17 protein-coding genes are annotated in these 16299 nt (G+C 46.0%); 3 read left to right on the plus strand and 14 right to left on the minus strand.

The window, feature by feature from the left end; all coding sequences use genetic code 11:
• The first annotated feature begins 1 nt into the window (after position 1).
• From nadD to rsfS, 3 genes are all read left to right on the plus strand, one after another.
• Positions 2 to 646, plus strand: a complete 645-nt coding sequence (gene nadD, locus ACZ5IU_RS15965; RefSeq protein ID WP_464419082.1) for a nicotinate-nucleotide adenylyltransferase — start codon at positions 2 to 4, stop codon at positions 644 to 646.
• A gap of 242 nt (positions 647 to 888) precedes the next feature.
• Positions 889 to 1914 carry an LCP family protein gene (locus tag ACZ5IU_RS15970; RefSeq protein ID WP_464419084.1) on the plus strand — a complete coding sequence of 342 codons (1026 nt, stop codon included), beginning with the start codon at positions 889 to 891 and terminating at the stop codon, positions 1912 to 1914.
• A gap of 47 nt (positions 1915 to 1961) precedes the next feature.
• Positions 1962 to 2312: a ribosome silencing factor gene (gene rsfS / locus ACZ5IU_RS15975; protein WP_464419086.1), complete on the plus strand. Its 351-nt coding sequence runs from the start codon at positions 1962 to 1964 to the stop codon at positions 2310 to 2312.
• 140 nt (positions 2313 to 2452) lie between these two features.
• Here rsfS and tpiA read toward each other — a convergent pair whose 3' ends face one another.
• The 14 genes from tpiA to murC form a co-directional block, all read right to left on the minus strand.
• On the minus strand, positions 2453 to 3262 hold the full coding sequence (gene tpiA / locus ACZ5IU_RS15980; protein ID WP_464419087.1) for a triose-phosphate isomerase: 810 nt from the start codon (positions 3260 to 3262) through the stop codon (positions 2453 to 2455).
• 40 nt (positions 3263 to 3302) lie between these two features.
• Positions 3303 to 4493: a phosphoglycerate kinase gene (locus tag ACZ5IU_RS15985; RefSeq protein WP_464419089.1), complete on the minus strand. Its 1191-nt coding sequence runs from the start codon at positions 4491 to 4493 to the stop codon at positions 3303 to 3305.
• Positions 4494 to 4498: 5 nt separating this feature from the next.
• Positions 4499 to 5407, minus strand: coding sequence for a DNA-binding protein WhiA (whiA, locus tag ACZ5IU_RS15990; protein WP_464419091.1), 909 nt, complete (start codon positions 5405 to 5407; stop codon positions 4499 to 4501).
• On the minus strand, positions 5404 to 6519 hold the full coding sequence (locus tag ACZ5IU_RS15995) for a gluconeogenesis factor YvcK family protein (RefSeq protein WP_464419093.1): 1116 nt from the start codon (positions 6517 to 6519) through the stop codon (positions 5404 to 5406). Before ACZ5IU_RS15995 ends, whiA begins: the two co-directional genes overlap by 4 nt.
• Positions 6516 to 7400, minus strand: a complete 885-nt coding sequence (gene rapZ, locus ACZ5IU_RS16000) for an RNase adapter RapZ (protein ID WP_464419095.1) — start codon at positions 7398 to 7400, stop codon at positions 6516 to 6518. Before rapZ ends, ACZ5IU_RS15995 begins: the two co-directional genes overlap by 4 nt.
• Entirely contained in the window at positions 7390 to 8268 is an 879-nt protein-coding gene (locus ACZ5IU_RS16005; RefSeq protein ID WP_464419097.1) for a MogA/MoaB family molybdenum cofactor biosynthesis protein, read from the minus strand. Before ACZ5IU_RS16005 ends, rapZ begins: the two co-directional genes overlap by 11 nt.
• Positions 8243 to 8728: a cyclic pyranopterin monophosphate synthase MoaC gene (gene moaC, locus ACZ5IU_RS16010; protein WP_464419099.1), complete on the minus strand. Its 486-nt coding sequence runs from the start codon at positions 8726 to 8728 to the stop codon at positions 8243 to 8245. Before moaC ends, ACZ5IU_RS16005 begins: the two co-directional genes overlap by 26 nt.
• Before the next feature lie 6 nt (positions 8729 to 8734).
• A complete protein-coding gene (gene moaA, locus ACZ5IU_RS16015) occupies positions 8735 to 9703 on the minus strand; it encodes a GTP 3',8-cyclase MoaA (RefSeq protein WP_464419101.1) in 969 nt (322 codons plus the stop codon).
• A 58-nt stretch (positions 9704 to 9761) separates the two neighbouring features.
• Positions 9762 to 10562, minus strand: coding sequence for an SPOR domain-containing protein (locus tag ACZ5IU_RS16020; protein ID WP_464419103.1), 801 nt, complete (start codon positions 10560 to 10562; stop codon positions 9762 to 9764).
• Positions 10563 to 10644: 82 nt separating this feature from the next.
• Positions 10645 to 11790, minus strand: coding sequence for a cell division protein FtsZ (ftsZ, locus tag ACZ5IU_RS16025; RefSeq protein ID WP_464419105.1), 1146 nt, complete (start codon positions 11788 to 11790; stop codon positions 10645 to 10647).
• A 36-nt stretch (positions 11791 to 11826) separates the two neighbouring features.
• Entirely contained in the window at positions 11827 to 13137 is a 1311-nt protein-coding gene (gene ftsA, locus ACZ5IU_RS16030) for a cell division protein FtsA (protein ID WP_464419107.1), read from the minus strand.
• Between the two features lie 26 nt (positions 13138 to 13163).
• Positions 13164 to 13967 carry a hypothetical protein gene (locus ACZ5IU_RS16035; protein WP_464419109.1) on the minus strand — a complete coding sequence of 268 codons (804 nt, stop codon included), beginning with the start codon at positions 13965 to 13967 and terminating at the stop codon, positions 13164 to 13166.
• The gene (gene murB, locus ACZ5IU_RS16040; protein ID WP_464419111.1) at positions 13960 to 14853 is read right to left on the minus strand and encodes a UDP-N-acetylmuramate dehydrogenase; all 894 of its coding nucleotides are present in this window, start codon (positions 14851 to 14853) and stop codon (positions 13960 to 13962) included. The genes ACZ5IU_RS16035 and murB overlap by 8 nt, the downstream gene beginning before the upstream one ends.
• Positions 14854 to 14882: 29 nt before the next feature.
• The gene (gene murC / locus ACZ5IU_RS16045; RefSeq protein ID WP_464419113.1) at positions 14883 to 16295 is read right to left on the minus strand and encodes a UDP-N-acetylmuramate--L-alanine ligase; all 1413 of its coding nucleotides are present in this window, start codon (positions 16293 to 16295) and stop codon (positions 14883 to 14885) included.
• Positions 16296 to 16299 lie beyond the last annotated feature (4 nt).

Consider the following 16299-nt stretch of genomic DNA (forward strand, 5'->3'; position numbering starts at 1 on the left):
TGTGTCCGGAAGACGACGTCTGGGTATTATGGGGGGCACATTTGATCCGATACATTTTGGTCATCTCCTCGCGGCAGAGGAGAGTCTTTCAGCCCTCCGGCTGAATGAGGTCGTATTCATACCGACCGGGATCCCCCCCCACAAGAGAGGAGCTCATGTGACTTCTCCGGAGCATCGTTTCACGATGACACTTCTCGCCGTTCTGGAAAATCAGAACTTCTCAGTCTCGCGAGTTGAAATCGACAGAGAAGGTTCCAGCCATACAGTCGACACGCTCCGCGAATTGCGGAAGCATGCGGTGGAGGACGAGGATTACTTTTTCATCACGGGTCTCGACGCAGTCCTCGACTTAGAAAGCTGGAAAGAATACGCGGTCCTTCCCGAGCTGTGCCGTATCGTGGCGGTAAGTCGACCCGGTTATGTCTCTTCGGGAATCGATTGTTTGCCGTCTGCAATCCGTAACGCCATTATCCCGCTTGAGATCCCCCTCCTGTCTATATCGAGCACTGATATACGAAGGCGGGTGGAGCAGGGGAAGAATATCAGATACCTGACGCATGAATCCGTTGTACGCTATATCTCGAAGATGGGATTGTACGGCAGGATTCCGTCGGTTTCACGCGGCAGGGAGCAAGACGGGAAATGAAGTGGAAAACGTTCTTCGCCGCGATTCTTCTTGCACTCTTCGCGGGTGGAGTCGGAGTCATCCTCCGACTCTGGTTCTTCGTCGAACCTGTACCGGAAACGATCAAGCAGAACATCTCGTATGACGAGGCGTCGGGGATCATCTACATTCTCGCTGTCGGCGTCGATGACGTTGAGGGAGGGCATCGAGCGGATTCCATTGGAATCGCCGCAATCGATATCGACAAGAAGATCGTTCGTTTCATGTCCCTCCCGCGAGACACGCGAGTGGATATTCCCGGGCACGGATGGCAGAAGATCAACCACGCATTCGCATTCGGCAAGCTCGCCCTTTTGCGACAAACAATCGTCAATTACCTGGGAATCCCAATAAACTACCATGTACTGGTCAACTATGACAGCTTTCCGCAAATCGTCGATCTGATCGGCGGAGTCGATCTTGTCGTTGAAAAGAAACTTTTCTACGTCGATAACGCGCAAAAACTCAGGATCGATATTCCGAAAGGCCCTCAGCATTTGAACGGCAAGACGGCACTCGAATTCGTCCGTTTTCGCAACGATGCGCTTGGGGATATAGGTCGGGTAAAGAGGCAACAGGATTTCGTAAAGGCAGTCCTCAAGAAGATCCAGCAGCCGTCTATGTTGCCACGTCTTCCTGAAGTTGCGAAACAGCTGGTCTCAATTGTTGACACCAATATGCCCGTCGCACAGGCCATCCAGCTGGCGTCTTATCTCAAAGATCTCACATCCGACCGCATTCTTTTTTTCACAATGCCCGGAAAAGCTGCGTATATCGGAAATCTCAGCTATTGGATAGGTGATCTCGCGCACGCATCGATGATGCTTTCGGGAACGATTTCGGACGACGTTGGCACCAGAAACGATCTTTCCGTCGACTCCGGCGATATTGATGTCCCCGAGGAGTACTCGATGCTGAAAGAACTCGTGCACAGCATTAAAAGTTCTGTATCCGTACTCAACGGAGACGGTTCCAAAGGAGTCGGGAAGCGTTTCTCGCAAGCGCTCGAAAAGCTTGGCATCGATGTGCGGTACACCGGAAACGCGAAACACTTCGACTACCACACGTCAAGCATCATGTATCCCGTGAAGGCGTCTTCAGCGATCACGGAAACGGCAAAGGCACTCGGTCGTATCTGCGGCATCGACAAACGACTTATTACGCCGGAAAAAGCTGCAAACGCAGTTACGATCATCGTGGGGCATGATCTGGAAAGGATTCTCTCAAGGCTGACCCGGATTGCACAATAAGGTGCATTCCATATTGTTTGAACCGAAAGGGTGGTGTTACGAAAAATATGAAGGAGAAACTTCAGTCGTTTTCATTCCTCTACGAGTCTCTGGCCGCAAAAAGGGGGCTGAATATCGTTGCTATGGATCTGAAGGGAAATGCCACGATAGCTGACTGTTTTGTCCTCGTCAGTGCCAATTCGGATGTCCACATGGGAACACTCCGGGATGCGGCCGTTGAATCCCTCGAAAAACATGGATTTTCCTGTGCTGTCGAAGGACGCGACAGCACACAATGGTGTCTGATTGACGCCGGCGAAGTTGTTGTTCATATATTCAGTGTGAAGGGACGAAGCTTCTACAAGCTCGACTCGATATGGGGCGATTCAGAGATTCTGAAATATACATATCAGGACTGAAAATATGAGTACCAGCAGCTATCGTGATTCTAAAAAAAGCGGAGCCCATTTTCTCTTTTTGGCTCCGCTTTTTAGGAATCGGTTCGGTTATGTCATATAATGTTTCTTATGTTGCGTTTTTGCCGATCAGAGACATCGCTTCAAGAACTTACAGCGACCTTCAGAATATCCAGAAATGACTCCGGCTTGAGCGACGCACCGCCAACAAGCAATCCTGCAATATCGTTGCGGCATAGCAAGTCCCGAGCGTTTCCGGCAGAAACGCTCCCGCCGTACAAAATGGGAATCCTGGTTTCTTCAAAAAGACGACTCATTCGTAACAATTCCGCCGCATAGGCACATATCTCCTGTGCGTCATCTGCAGTCGCCGCACGTCCGGTTCCGATCGCCCACACAGGTTCATATGCAAGCACCAGATTCCGTCTCCAGTCATGCTTTGCAATCGAGGAAATCACCGACTCAATCTGTCGTCGAACAACATCTCTCGTCTTTCCCGATTCCCTTTCGCTCAACGTCTCGCCAAAACAGAGTACCGGCCGAATCCCTGCGTCGAGACATGCAACGACTTTTCGCGATATTCCCTCGTCTGTCTCGAGAAAGACGTGCCTGCGCTCGCTGTGTCCTACCAGCACCCATGAGCATTCGAGTTCCAGCAACATTGGCAGCGATATTTCTCCAGTGAAGGCACCGTTATGTTCAAAATGACAGTTCTGCGCCCCGTATTCAATGCGACTGTTCGATGATTCAGCATGCTCCTCGTAATAACGCAGACACGATCGTCTGCATTCACCGATGGACGTATACGGAGGAAAAATCGCGGTACGGCACGTTGACGGCGTCTTTGCCATCAATATCGAATAGGCCGCAAGGAAGCGATCAAGGAAATTGCGTGTATCCCCCTCCGTCATATTCATCTTCCAGTTTCCGAAAATAAAGGTCTCCCGCTTCATCGACGCTCTCCTCTCATTCTTTTTTTGTGTGCATCTCTTCTCATTTATCCAGAAGAAGAGGTTCTATGCCGGGAAGAAGTTTTCCTTCGAAAAATTCGAGACTGGCTCCTCCACCCGTGGAAACATGTGACACATCCGAGGCGAACCCGAGCGTCTTCGCGGCGGCTGCAGTATCTCCACCGCCGATGACTGTCGTTCCTCCCGATATGGTGCATTCTTTCAGCGCTTCCCCTACACCCCGGGTTCCACCTGCGTATGCGGCTCTCTCAAAAACTCCCATGGGGCCGTTCCAGAGGACGGTTTTCGCCGAGCGTACCCGCTTTTCGAAAAGATGAACCGTCGCCGGGCCAATATCGAGTCCCATTTCATTCTCTTTGATTTCTGCGGCTCCGGCGACTCTGTATGTGTCGGAATCGAAGCTCTGTGCAAGAAGGATATCTTCAGGGAGGAGAATTTCGACTCCATTTGATTTCGCCCGCTCCATCATCTCACGCGCGAATGATACCTTGTCTTCTTCGAGAAGAGATCTCCCTGTCCCATATCCACGGGCGGCGAGAAATGTGAAGGCCATCCCTCCACCGATGCAGATTGTCGCGACCTTTCGCAACAAATGCTCAACGACCCCGATCTTGTCGGAAACCTTGGCACCCCCGAGAACCAACACAAACGGCGCAACAGGGAAATCGTTCACTTTCGAGAGCATCGAAACTTCTCTTTCAAGAAGGAACCCTGCATACGACGGAAGATATTTTGTGATTCCGTTCGTAGACGCGTCTGCACGATGAGCTGCGCTGAATGCGTCCATCACAAAACAATCGAAGGGGGCAGCCAGAGTGGCGGCAAACCCCGCATCATTCTGCTGCTCTTCCTTGTGAAAACGAACGTTTTCGAGAAGAGCGACTCCGCCTGGAGACAGGGCATCCAGAGTTGCCGCCACGATATCACCTATACAGTCATCAACGAAAGGAATCTTTCCGTTCAGTGTCTTTTCGACCGCCGGCAGAACTCTCCGGAGAGAAAATTCCGCAGACTGACTCCCCTTGGGACGGCCGAAATGCGACACAAGAGCCACTTTCGCTCCCGTTGCGCTCAACGCCCGTATTGTCGGAACGTGAGCGGCGATTCTGGTGTCGTCTCCGACATGATCTCCGGTCATAGGAACATTGAAGTCGACGCGAAGCAATACTTTTCTGCCTGAAAAACAAGCAGGGTCTATGATCTTCAACCGCATGCAGTTCAAACCTCCTTCGACATGGTGGCGCCGTCATAATCCGGAAGAATATCGGCGGGATACTTTTCCCGCAACTTCTTCCACCTGTATAGCACCGTACTTTTGCTCACTTTAGGGTTCATGAGTGTCCCCAGTTCGGAGAGACTCGCGCTGGGATTCGAAATACGGAGTTCGATAACCTCTCGAAGCTGCTCCGGCAATGTCTCGATAATGCCCGTTTTTTTCAGGAAAGACGCATATCGCAGCTGGATCTGAGCTGTCTCAAGAGATTTTCTGATATTTGACGCATCACAATTCACCAGCTTGTTCGCTTTGTCACGCATGGATCTGAATATCGCCATATTCTCCATATGCAAGGATGCGTTCACGAGATTGATCCGCGAAAGGAAAGAGACAATATCCTGCTGGTTCCTCAAGAGTATTTCCCGGGATCTCCCCCGCGTTCTTTCTCCGAAAGAAATATTCCACCCCTTTAGAAGATCCGCGACGAGAGCGGACTCCTCGTTCTGATTGAATCGAAAGAGTACGTAGTACCCGACACGCGGGACATAGACTGCTCCACAGGCTCCGAAGACTCCCTTGAGCCACTTCTCAGCCGTCCTTGGATGCCGGCGGGAAAAGATAGTTGAGAGGTCTCCGTCATCCTCCTTCGGGATACAGATTCGTACCTTCCCTTTGCGGGTCGGTGGAATGACGAGAAAGCGTCCGAAATGCTCATCTTCCTCTTTGATAGCCATCCATAGCCTGTGAAGTCTGCGAACGACAAAAAATCTCTTCGTAATTCTTTCGCCTGTCGGTAGTTTTTCAAGAAAAGACAGGATTCCCGAAGCTTCCGCACATGCCTCATCTTTGGAATCGACTGAGAGGCCGACCCATTCGTCCCATAAGGAATGGACAAATTTCTGCATTGTCATTCCCTGGAATTTCTTTGAATCCGCATGAGAGTTTCCGAGAGAGCCTGCCCGTCGTGACGGATAAGAGATCCATCCAGAATGCGAACGAAATTTCCCCTGATGATCTCACATCCCTGACTTCGAATAAGGGCTTCCTCTTCTGGAGAGAGAAAGAGCGGATCGGCCGCATCCAGACTGTATCTCGCAAGCAACGAATCGTCTATCGGTCCGTCATTGACGACGACAAAGCCGGGCCATGCGCCGAGCGCCCGCGCGACCCAGCGGACATGCTCGAGAAGCGACATATTTTCGGTCTCATTCGGTTGCGTCATCAGATTGGCAACATACACGATCGGAGCGTTCGATTCCAGAATCTTTCTTGCGACATGAGGAACGAGAAGATTCGGGATGACGCTTGTAAAGAGACTCCCCGGGCCGAGAACAATGAGATCCGCATCCGATATGGCTCGTAGTACATCGGGAAGCGGTCTCACATCGGGAGGGTCAAGGTGGATATTGCAAAGCTTATTCCCATTTGCAGAAATTTCGAGTTCTCCCTTGAAGACGTTTCCATCACTATCTTCGCCAAGCAAAGAGACGACTTCGGTCGTCACGGGAAGAACCTTTCCTCTGATCGCAAGCAGATGGTTCATCTCTTCGACACCGGATCTGAAATCGCCATGGAGTTCCGTAACAGCCAGCAACATGAGATTTCCAAGACTATGCCCTCGGAGTTCTCCTCTGTCAAAACGGAAATCAAGCAGGTTCTTCAACGAGTTATCATTCTCGGCAAGAGCGACAATACAGTTCCGGACATCTCCCGGGGGCAACACTCCCCATTCGTGCTTCAGACGTCCGGAACTCCCCCCCTCATCCGTTACCGTTACAATCGCTGTTATGTTCCTGGTGAACGCCTTTAATCCGCGCAGCAACGTGGAAAGTCCCGTTCCACCTCCGAGAGCGACGATAAAGGGGCCCATTGACAGCCTATACTCGATCGCGTTCGATATCGCCTTGCGGCTATCGTTATTTTTTCCACGCTCAAGTTTGCTCACACGTTCCTTCCCCTTCAGAAAGAAGAAAATCAGCGTGGCTGTTGCTATTCCGAGAAGGTATGCAATCTGCCAGCTCAACCTTGCCGCCCTCCGTCATCTCCCAGATCACGATGGCGTATCGTCACGACAGGCGAAAGCAACGTGACAAAGTCATTGATTCGTTGGGCAATTGCGACAGATCTATGATGTCCCCCAGTGCAGCCGATACAGATATGGAGGCGGGGTTTTGCCGTAAGCAGATATCTTGGAATATAGAAACGGAGAAACTCCTCCACTCTGGCCAGGAAATCCCTTGATTCGGCAAAGGAGAAGAGGTATTCCTGAACACACGGATCCATTCCGTTCTTTTCTCTCAGATTCGGAATGTAGTGAGGGTTCGGCAGGAAGCGTACGTCGAAAAGAAGTTCGCAATCCTGCGGAACCCCGTATTTGAAGCCGAAAGAAGTGATGACGACCATCGATGTTCCCGGATACTCACAGACTTCACCGAGAACACTCTGCCGAAACTGAACGATAGAGAATCCTGTGGTATCAAGAACAACATCCGCCGCTTCACGTACCGGTTCAAGCTGGGATCGCTCTCGTGCGATTCCTTCTCCGACAGATACGTCCAATGCCATTGGATGGAGCCTTCGCGTGATGTTGAAACGACGTATGAGAACTTCATCAGAAGCGTCGAGGAAAAGAATCAGGATGTCTCTTCCTTGCGCTCGCAGGACAGAGACTGCCTGCAGGAGATCCTGAAGCAATTCCTCGCCTCGCGTGTCAACAACCGCGGCAACTCCCGAGCGAACCGCTGCGCGATGGTTTTTCAGAAGCTCAAGCAATTGCGGAAGCAAGGCAGGTGGAATATTGTCAATCGCATAATATCCCTGATCCTCGAGAATATTCAGGGCCGTCGATTTGCCTGCTCCCGAAAGTCCGGTAATGATGATACACCGACCGACCTTACCTTCCATGCCGCTTCTCTCCATGATCGTGATGATGTATGGATGTGCACTCTCCGGCCCACCCGTTTCGAATCTCAACTGCATGCCTTAATGCCGGTCGGACGGCATCGAACGATTGGACGGCTCCGCACTCACTTCCCGGGAATGAAAGAAGGATGCTTTTTCCGGAAACAAAACCACCGCATCTGGAAAGCATTGCCATCGGCGTGAAACGCATCGATTGAAGGCGTATCATCTCCCCGATCCCGGGAATTTCAAAATCCGAAAAAGCTCGTATGGTGTCCGGTGTTACATCACGGGATGAAAGTCCTGTCCCGCCGGTCGAGAGTATAAGAAGGATCCCCTCTCTCACCCATTGGCAAAGAGTTTCCCGTATCACATCGGCATCATCGGGAACGACATCGTAACGGACAACACAAAAGCCTTCTTCAGTACACTTTGTAATAAGAGCAGGGCCCGACAAATCCATTCGTTCTCCGCAACTACCTTTATCACTGACTGTAAGGACACCGCACGGAACTCTTCGTTCGATGCTGCATCTGGCGGAAATCCCAAGAACCCCGGGGACACGCACAGATGCTTCATATCCTGGAACATCATCGCTTTGGAATTTCTTCAAATCCGAAAAACGCACCCGTGATCCCACAAATGCTATTTCAGAATTTTCAACATCAATATCAGTCGAAAAACGTTCGAGAATGATAGAAGTCCTGTCCTCAGGCAAAAGTGATTTTGGAGTCGGAGGAAACAGACAGACGATGCAATGAGAAAATGCATCTTTAAACATTTTTGAAAAATCAACAGCAAACGCCGGAATTCTTCCACCACGATAAATGGCAAGAACCCTCAATTTATTCGGCGTCATCCTTATAGTCATACGATCCACTTTCTCCGCCCGACTTCGTAAGAAGGCGAACCCCCTCGATCGTCATTCCTTTACTGATCCCCTTACACATATCGTAAACACACAAAGCTGCCTCAGCAACGCCCTGAAGAGCTTCCATCTCCACCCCAGTAACTTCCCTTGCCCGAACGACACATTCGATATACACTGCACATTTTTCCGGACAAAGAGAACATCGTACATTGACGGAGTCCAACCGGATCGGGTGAGATAAGGGTATTAACTCCGAAGTTCTCTTCGTTGCCATAATTCCGGCAACCTCTGCAACTTTCAGGATATCTCCCTTTGGGGTATCGCCGCTAATGATGGCTTTCAATATCGACCTCGGAAGAATCACCCATCCTTCGGCTTTTGCCATACGAGATGTCTCGGCCTTACCTCCGACATCGACCATGATCGGGTGTCCCTCAGAATCGATGTGCTTTCCAATCACCGGAATCTATCCTCCAATCCTCGACACAGCAACTCCTCTATCCCCGTAGAATCCCTTTTTATCCGGCTTATGAAAAACAGCTTGAAAAATTCGTTCCGAAACAGTCGGATAATCCTCTTTTCTCAATGGAGTGAGCACATCAAAAGCAAGAGAACTGAAAAGACATGGAAAGAGAAGTCCGGTGGATGAAAGTCGCAATCTGTTACAGGAAGCGCAAAAATGATCGCTTACAGCGGATATTACACCGATTGTCTGACCGGTCCTTTCATTGCGATAATATCTCGCAGGACCTGGGCACACAGACCGTTTCATTTTCTGAGGGATCCAAGCACCCCACTTATTCAGCAACCGCAAGAATTCCTCGGCTGAAACATAATTTCCTTCGTCCCAAACCCCTCGATTCGCAGGCATGAACTCAATAAAACGCAATAGTAAATTTTTATCTTTAGCATATTCAATAAGATCGTATGAACTTTTTTTATATGTGTTTTTTAGCAAAACAGAATTTATTTTAATTTCAGGAATGCTTCCGCATATACAATCAATTCCTGAGAGGACCTCGCTTAAATTTCCTCCTCTCGTTATTTCATTGAATTTATACGAAGACAAAGTATCAAGACTTATATTAATTGAATTCAAGCCACTTTTTATAATTGCATAGTAATATTTATATAAAAAACTACCGTTAGTTGTTATGCTTACAATCAATCCGGGGAATTTAGATATAAAAAAAGACAAAAAATCGATAAATCCTTTTCTGACAAGTGGCTCTCCGCCAGTAAAGCGTATTTTTTTAATTCCAAGCTCTAAAAAAATACTCGCTAATTTTGTTATTTCTTCATAAGTTATTATTTTATCATGCGGCAACAAAGAAATTCCACTTTCAGACATACAGTATTGACATCGGTAATTACAGCGGTCAGTCACTGATATTCTCAAATATTCAATAGATCGTCCTAACGTATCGATAAGCATCGGTACGATCGCGCCTCCAATTTTTGCTTGGGGCTGAGGAAACCCATCAAATATAAAGCTATTTTATTGGAACAACAAGAATGGGATATCCTTCTCTCATAAGAACTTGGGCTTGTTTTTCCGCACTTTTCCTCTCACTTCCGCAAACTACAATCACGCGGTAATGTTTTTTTTCATGGACTACAGCTGAGGTAACAATAGTATTCCGACCTTTTTTGCGGACCTTTGCCTGTACGGATTGGGCAACGTCCTTTTCGGTAAAAGAGCCGACCTGCACCCCCCATTGTGCCGTAACCTGACTTTTTGCGGATTGTTTTTCTTCGTTCTTCGTTCTCGATGGTGATACCGGTGCGACATTTTTCTTTTCTTTCGCGTTATTCGCAACTATCGGCACATCACCGATTTTCCGTGTCTGTGCCGCAGAACTCTTTGAATTTCTCTTTCTCTGAACGGTATTCGTTTTTATCGAAGCGTCTTCATCCATCCGCACTTTGTCAGATTCTTGTTTCCCAGATTTGGAATACGGCACAGCAAGAGCAGAAAGAGGGAGAGCGGTATTCTCTTTCTGGGCGGGGGAAAGCGACGGTATCGGCGGCGTGACTGTCGAAAAAACGGGTTGCTTGTCTGTAGACAAAGATCCATCCCGCATCGTAGGGAAAAGCACATTTGTTGTATGGAGCTTTTGTTCGGCAATCGCAACAGATTCATAATTTTGCGGTTTTGGTCCGGAGAGAAAAAAAAGCTTGATCCCCGCAACCAGAAGTCCTACCGCTACGAACCCGATAACTGGGAGCATCATATCTCCAAAAGGAATAAACGGCCGTTTATCTCTGTGCCGTTTGCTCTCGCGCAACGCCATCAAGAATCGCCTCCTATAGACGAAGCCAGAAACAAAAAGACGGGGTTGAATAAATAACCCCGTCCTTCTCCGTCACCACAGATTACTTCGCTGCCTTCTGGCTTCTCCGGATAATCGACGGGACGTCATACGGCGTTTTTGGCACACCACTTACGGTAAAAAGATCTTCGTCCTGAGGCGTAAGTATATCGGCTTCTTCAAGAATAACCCCTCCGGATCGCCCTCTGTGGTTCGTCCTGAGCCCCGCATTTTTTTTCTCCTTCTCAGTCGTGAACCCTGTTGCAATGACTGTAATACGAATTTTGTCCTGCAGAGCCGCATCTATCGTATGACCCCAGATTACCAAAGCGTCGTCATCCGATACGTTACGGATGATCTCAGCAGCTTGCTGGATCTCAAGTATCTTGACATCTTCGCCGCCGGTGACGTTAAATAAAATACCCTTCGCACCTTTCATCGGTGTTGACATCAACGGGCTCCGCAAGGCAGCTTCCGCTGCTTCCTGCGCACGCTTCTCTCCCTGCCCTTCACCGATACCCATAATAGCCGACCCTGCCTTCATCATTACCGTTTTCACGTCGGCAAAGTCAACATTTATGAGCCCAGGCTTGAGAATGAGATCTGTCACTCCCTGAACCGCCTGGCGAAGGACTTCATCAGCAAGCTTGAACGAATCAATCAATGAAAGATTCTTATCGGCAATAGCAAGAAGTTTATCGTTCTCAACAACGAGAAGGGCATCGACTTTTTCCTTAAGCACCGCGATTCCTTTTCTCGCTTGTTCATTCCGTTGGTTCTGTTCGAAGAAGAATGGCGTTGTGACAACAGCGACGACTAGAGCTCCAATCGACTTCGAAACCTCAGCAATTATTGGAGTAGCCCCCGTTCCCGTCCCGCCTCCCATACCTGCGGTAAGGAAAACCATGTCCGCACCAGTCACAGCGCTCTTAATTTCATCTAAAGATTCCTTCGCGGCACTTGCACCCACCTCGGGGTCTGCCCCTGCCCCGTGGCCACGCGTGCCTTCTTTTCCAAGAATGATTCTCGTTTTCGCTTCAGAGAGACCTAACGCCGCAATATCAGTATTCGCAGCAATGAAATGGACTCCGTCAACACCACTCCGTATGATGTGATTGAGAGCATTACCACCTCCGCCCCCAATACCGATCACTTTTATTTCTTCGCGCCGTGGCTTAGATGAGTCGCTCATCTGAAATACCTGTTCCATTCAAGGTCCTCCCTGTTTGAATTAAAACATTACAAACTAAAACAATTCCTTTGCGGCCTGAACGATCTTTTCAAAAAGATTTCTGAAAACGAAAGCCTTAACAGCAGACGGCGTTTTGGTATTCCTGACCGATTGGCGGAAAGCACCGACATTTCCTCCTTTGAGCTGACTAACCGGGGTCTCGATAAAACGATATGGATTCCGTTCTCTCGACATTATATATCGAACAATACCCGCCGCAGATGTATACTCAGAATCATTCCGCCCAGGCGGCATTTGATAGATATCCAAAGGTTCGGCTATACGTACCGGAAGACTAAGAAGATCCGAAACAAGCTGATCAATCCCCTGAGTCTTTGCAACTCCACCAGAAAGCACAATTCCCGCCGGGAAAAGATGTACATTGAATTCACTCATATGGTGCGTTACGTGTTCCGTCAGCAGCTCTTCGAAGCGGCACGCAATAACTTCACGCGCTTCAGATAGACTGAAGCTTTTAACCCGCCCGCGGACCTCCATATCCAAATCGTCATCGTTCGAATCCTCGTCATCGAGAGAAATATGTTTCTTTATCTCTTCGGCCTTACTGATAGGAATCTTCATGACGTATGCCAGATCATTCGTTATATGATCTCCACCAATTGGTATCATAGCCAATTTTACAGGGCGACCGTCGGCAAAAAGAGCAACCCCGGTCGTACCTCCTCCAATACACAAAGAAATCACACCGGCACGTGTCTCCTCTTCGGTAAGGGCACCTAAAGAACTTGCAAGTGGTTTTATAACCAAGCCGCTCACAGAAACTCCTGCAGTTTCGACGCAATTTATTATATTCTGAACTACGGTAGTCGGAACGATTACAGACTGCAACTCAATTTCCAGTCGAATCCCTGTCATGCCAAGGGGATCATCAATCCCGGTATTTCCATCAATCGAGTATTTTACAGGAATTGTATGCAATGTAACCCTGTTTTGGGGAATAGAGAGTTCACTCTGAGCAGCTTCAATAACTCTTTCAACATCCGAAATCTCAACTTGTCTCGGAGTACGTCCTAAAGAAACCATGCCACGGGACATCACACTGGCAGCGTCAATGCCACTAAAAGCCACCGTAGCGTCGGTGATTTCAAAACCAACCATATTCTCTGCGTCTTTTACTGCAAGACGAACAGACCGAACCGCCTGCTCCAGATTAACAATAAGGCCTTTTCGAATTCCTTGTGACTGCGAATATCCAATTCCAATAATCTGGGCATCCTGAAAACGGGGATCTCTCTCGGCAACGACAACTGCAATCTTACTCGTCCCAAGATCAAGACCCACTAGCATTTCGGGTTCAGTATTCACTAGATCCCCGCTCCCTTCAAGCATACCTATAAATCATCGGAGACTGATTTCACTACTATTTTATCCTGGTACGTCGCGTCTATTATACTTTTTTTCCCCGCCCCTCGCACACTCTGAAGGACGTCATCAACTGCGACCATTCTCTCATTCATACCTTCGGCATTTCCGTCAAGGATAAGTTTCGTTCCTTTTAGTTCTCCTCCCAAAGCAATAACAAATATATATTTTCCAGCTCTTCTCTCAAGTAGCAAATCTTCAGCAAATTTATACCATTCATGCAGAGAAAAGCATTTCTTCCAATACTTGAATAAAGTTATTGGCAAATTTGAGGAATAAACTTTATCTTTCCTTGTCGAATCTCCTTGAATTGGCGAAGGAAACGTATCAGAAATATGCCAATAAACTCCATATAAATTATCAAAAAAATTCATTTCTTTATTTAGGGGGTGATCAATAAACCATATTGCATCATCATCGCTAACAAAAAAAATATTATTATTCCATTTTACAGTAATTAGTACATTTCTTTGTTTTTCGCTAATAATAAACTTAAAGAAATTTAAGCGTTCTAGTTGTATGCAAGTAGGAATAGTTTCTTCAAATTTTATTTTTAAATTATTCCAATATAAAAAAAAGAACGGTGAATACCTAATTGCTAAAGGATTTAAATATTCCCAAAAAAATTTTTCACCTGATTTATTAATAAAATTTAACCTATTTAAATTTAAAGAAAAAAATAAATAATTAGACTCTGTAGAAATTATGATACCAAAGAAAAAGGAAATCATAAAATATATTTTTCCAGAAAATATTTTTTTTCTACTATCCACCTATAATTTTCACCTCTAGTTCAAGAAATACCCCAGACTCTTCAAAAACTCTTTTTCTACATATCTCAATAAGACTCAGAATGTCAGAAAAAGTCGCATTCCCATCATTTATTATGAAATTTGCGTGTTGATCAGAAATTACTGCACCACCAAATCTTAGGCCCTTACATTTATATAAATCAAGAAGACGTCCAGCACTATCATTTGGCGGATTTTTAAATATACATCCAGCACTTTTTATTAAAAGATTAGGTTGATTATTTCTTTGTTTTAAAAAGTAAACATACTTATTTTTTACTTCCTCAGTTTTGTTCAAAAAACACAAATTAAACGAACACGATAATATAATCCTATTATTTAAACTTAAATTTGAGTATCTATACGCATAATTGATGTCATCTTTCTTAAGCAAAATCCTTTCGCCAGATAATTCAAGTACTTCCACCCAAGAAACAATATCACAAATCCCCAGCCCTTGCGCTCCAGCATTTCCTGCTAGAGCTCCACCAACAGTACCTGGAATACCAGCCATAAACTCTCCGCCAGAGATATTATTTTTTATCATTCCTCGGACAAAATCCCGCAATGGATACCCTGCTTCAATCATAATCGAAGCTTCTCGGTTTTTCGAACTCCAGTTCGATTTGACAAGTTTTTCGGTGGACATGACACAAGCCGGTAAAAAGTCATTTGAGAAAAGAACGTTACTTCCAGCGCCTAAAACAAAAATTTTAAAAAAATTATCTTTCTGGATGTTGCGTAATTTTATAATATCCTCAACACTGTGAGGTATCACAAATAACTGTGCAATACAATCGATACCAATCGTATTTTTATTCTTTAAATTAAAATTTCTATATATATCGGCCGATATGTATTTTTCCATACTTCGAAGCAAGTTATTTACATTCATAACTAATTAACAAAGCAACTCATTAGCTCTAAATATTTTTCACCTATCGATACGACATCACCAGCACCTATTGTTAATATAATATCATCTTTATCTACAATATTTTGAAGAATTTCAACTGCAATTTCACTGGATCCACAAAGAAACCATTTTTTTGACCATTCTGGACGCATTTGAACAATAAGCGAAGAAGAAACTCCATCAAGAGGTTCTTCATCTGCCGGATAAATTGGTAACAACAAAACTCTATCAGAAAAAGATAATGAATCAGCAAAATCTCTATATAGAGCTGCCGTACGTGTATATCTATGTGGCTGAAAGACAGTCACTACCTTTCTCGTGGGGAACATTTGCCGTAAGGCTCGAAGCGTCGCCGATATTTCGCGAGGATGATGTCCATAATCATCATACACTAAAATATCTTTAAATCTACCGGTCAATTGAAGACGTCGCTTAGCACCTTTAAATTCTTTAAGAGTATTCCTTATAATATCAAAAGGAATTCCCATTTTATATGCAACAATTCGAGATGCCAGAGCATTCAATATATTATGGTCGCCGGATACGGATAACTCAATCTCCCCTTCGGATTTTCCGTTATGAACAATCGAAAATCTTACTCCACCGCCTTGCAGATGCACTACATTCTCTGCTCCCCAATCCCAAGCATCACCCCAGCCATATGTAACGGCATGGCAATTATTGATATTTTTATCTAGTAACATGCATAATCCCTTATCTTCGCCACAAAGAATAACACTGCCGCCAATTTTAATGTTATTGATGTACCTTAAAAATGCATCTAGAACGCAGCTAAAATTTGGATACTGGTTTACATGATCCCAATCAGCATTTGTAATAACAGAAATGTAAGGATGAAATTTTTCAAAAGATCCATCGCTTTCATCTAGCTCGGCTACCATGGTTTTGCCATAACCCAACTTTGCATTAACTCCGATATCACATAATTCTCCACCTATCGCTAAAGTCGGATCCAATCCTGCATTCTCAAACAACATGCCTATCATGGATGAGGTAGTTGTTTTTCCATGAGTACCAGCTATTCCCACACCCATTTTCATATCAAAAATCCAGCTTAGCACTTCTCCTCGCTTAGCTATTGTTATATTACTTTTTTTTGCTTCTTCAAGCTCTTCATTTTCAAGTGGTATAGCACTACTATAAATTAAAAGGTCAGGTTTAAATTTATGAATATGACTTCGCCTATGACCTAATTCGAAAAAAACCCCTTCCCTTGTCACTTTTTCTACATAAGAAGTATAACTAACATCACAACCACTCACCAAAAATCCAAGTTCTTTTAATAATATTGCAAGTCCACTCATCCCAGCTCCACCAACACCTAATAAATGAATCGACTTAATATTATTAAAATTTTCATGGAGTCTTTCCAAGAAA

Source organism: Lactivibrio alcoholicus (genome assembly GCF_055390895.1).

Bases quoted from the DNA above. Each gene is read 5' to 3' on its own strand.
- moaA (WP_464419101.1), bottom strand. From the start codon at position 9,703: ATGCTTATCGATACGTTAGGACGATCTATTGAATATTTGAGAATATCA.
- tpiA (WP_464419087.1), bottom strand. From the start codon at position 3,262: ATGAAGCGGGAGACCTTTATTTTCGGAAACTGGAAGATGAATATGACG.
- rsfS (WP_464419086.1), top strand. From the start codon at position 1,962: ATGAAGGAGAAACTTCAGTCGTTTTCATTCCTCTACGAGTCTCTGGCC.
- murB (WP_464419111.1), bottom strand. From the start codon at position 14,853: ATGGAAAAATACATATCGGCCGATATATATAGAAATTTTAATTTAAAG.
- ftsZ (WP_464419105.1), bottom strand. From the start codon at position 11,790: ATGGAACAGGTATTTCAGATGAGCGACTCATCTAAGCCACGGCGCGAA.
- ACZ5IU_RS16020 (WP_464419103.1), bottom strand. From the start codon at position 10,562: ATGGCGTTGCGCGAGAGCAAACGGCACAGAGATAAACGGCCGTTTATT.
- rapZ (WP_464419095.1), bottom strand. From the start codon at position 7,400: ATGGAAGGTAAGGTCGGTCGGTGTATCATCATTACCGGACTTTCGGGA.
- ACZ5IU_RS15985 (WP_464419089.1), bottom strand. From the start codon at position 4,493: ATGCGGTTGAAGATCATAGACCCTGCTTGTTTTTCAGGCAGAAAAGTA.
- whiA (WP_464419091.1), bottom strand. From the start codon at position 5,407: ATGACAATGCAGAAATTTGTCCATTCCTTATGGGACGAATGGGTCGGC.
- ACZ5IU_RS16005 (WP_464419097.1), bottom strand. From the start codon at position 8,268: ATGACTATAAGGATGACGCCGAATAAATTGAGGGTTCTTGCCATTTAT.
- ACZ5IU_RS15970 (WP_464419084.1), top strand. From the start codon at position 889: ATGTCCCTCCCGCGAGACACGCGAGTGGATATTCCCGGGCACGGATGG.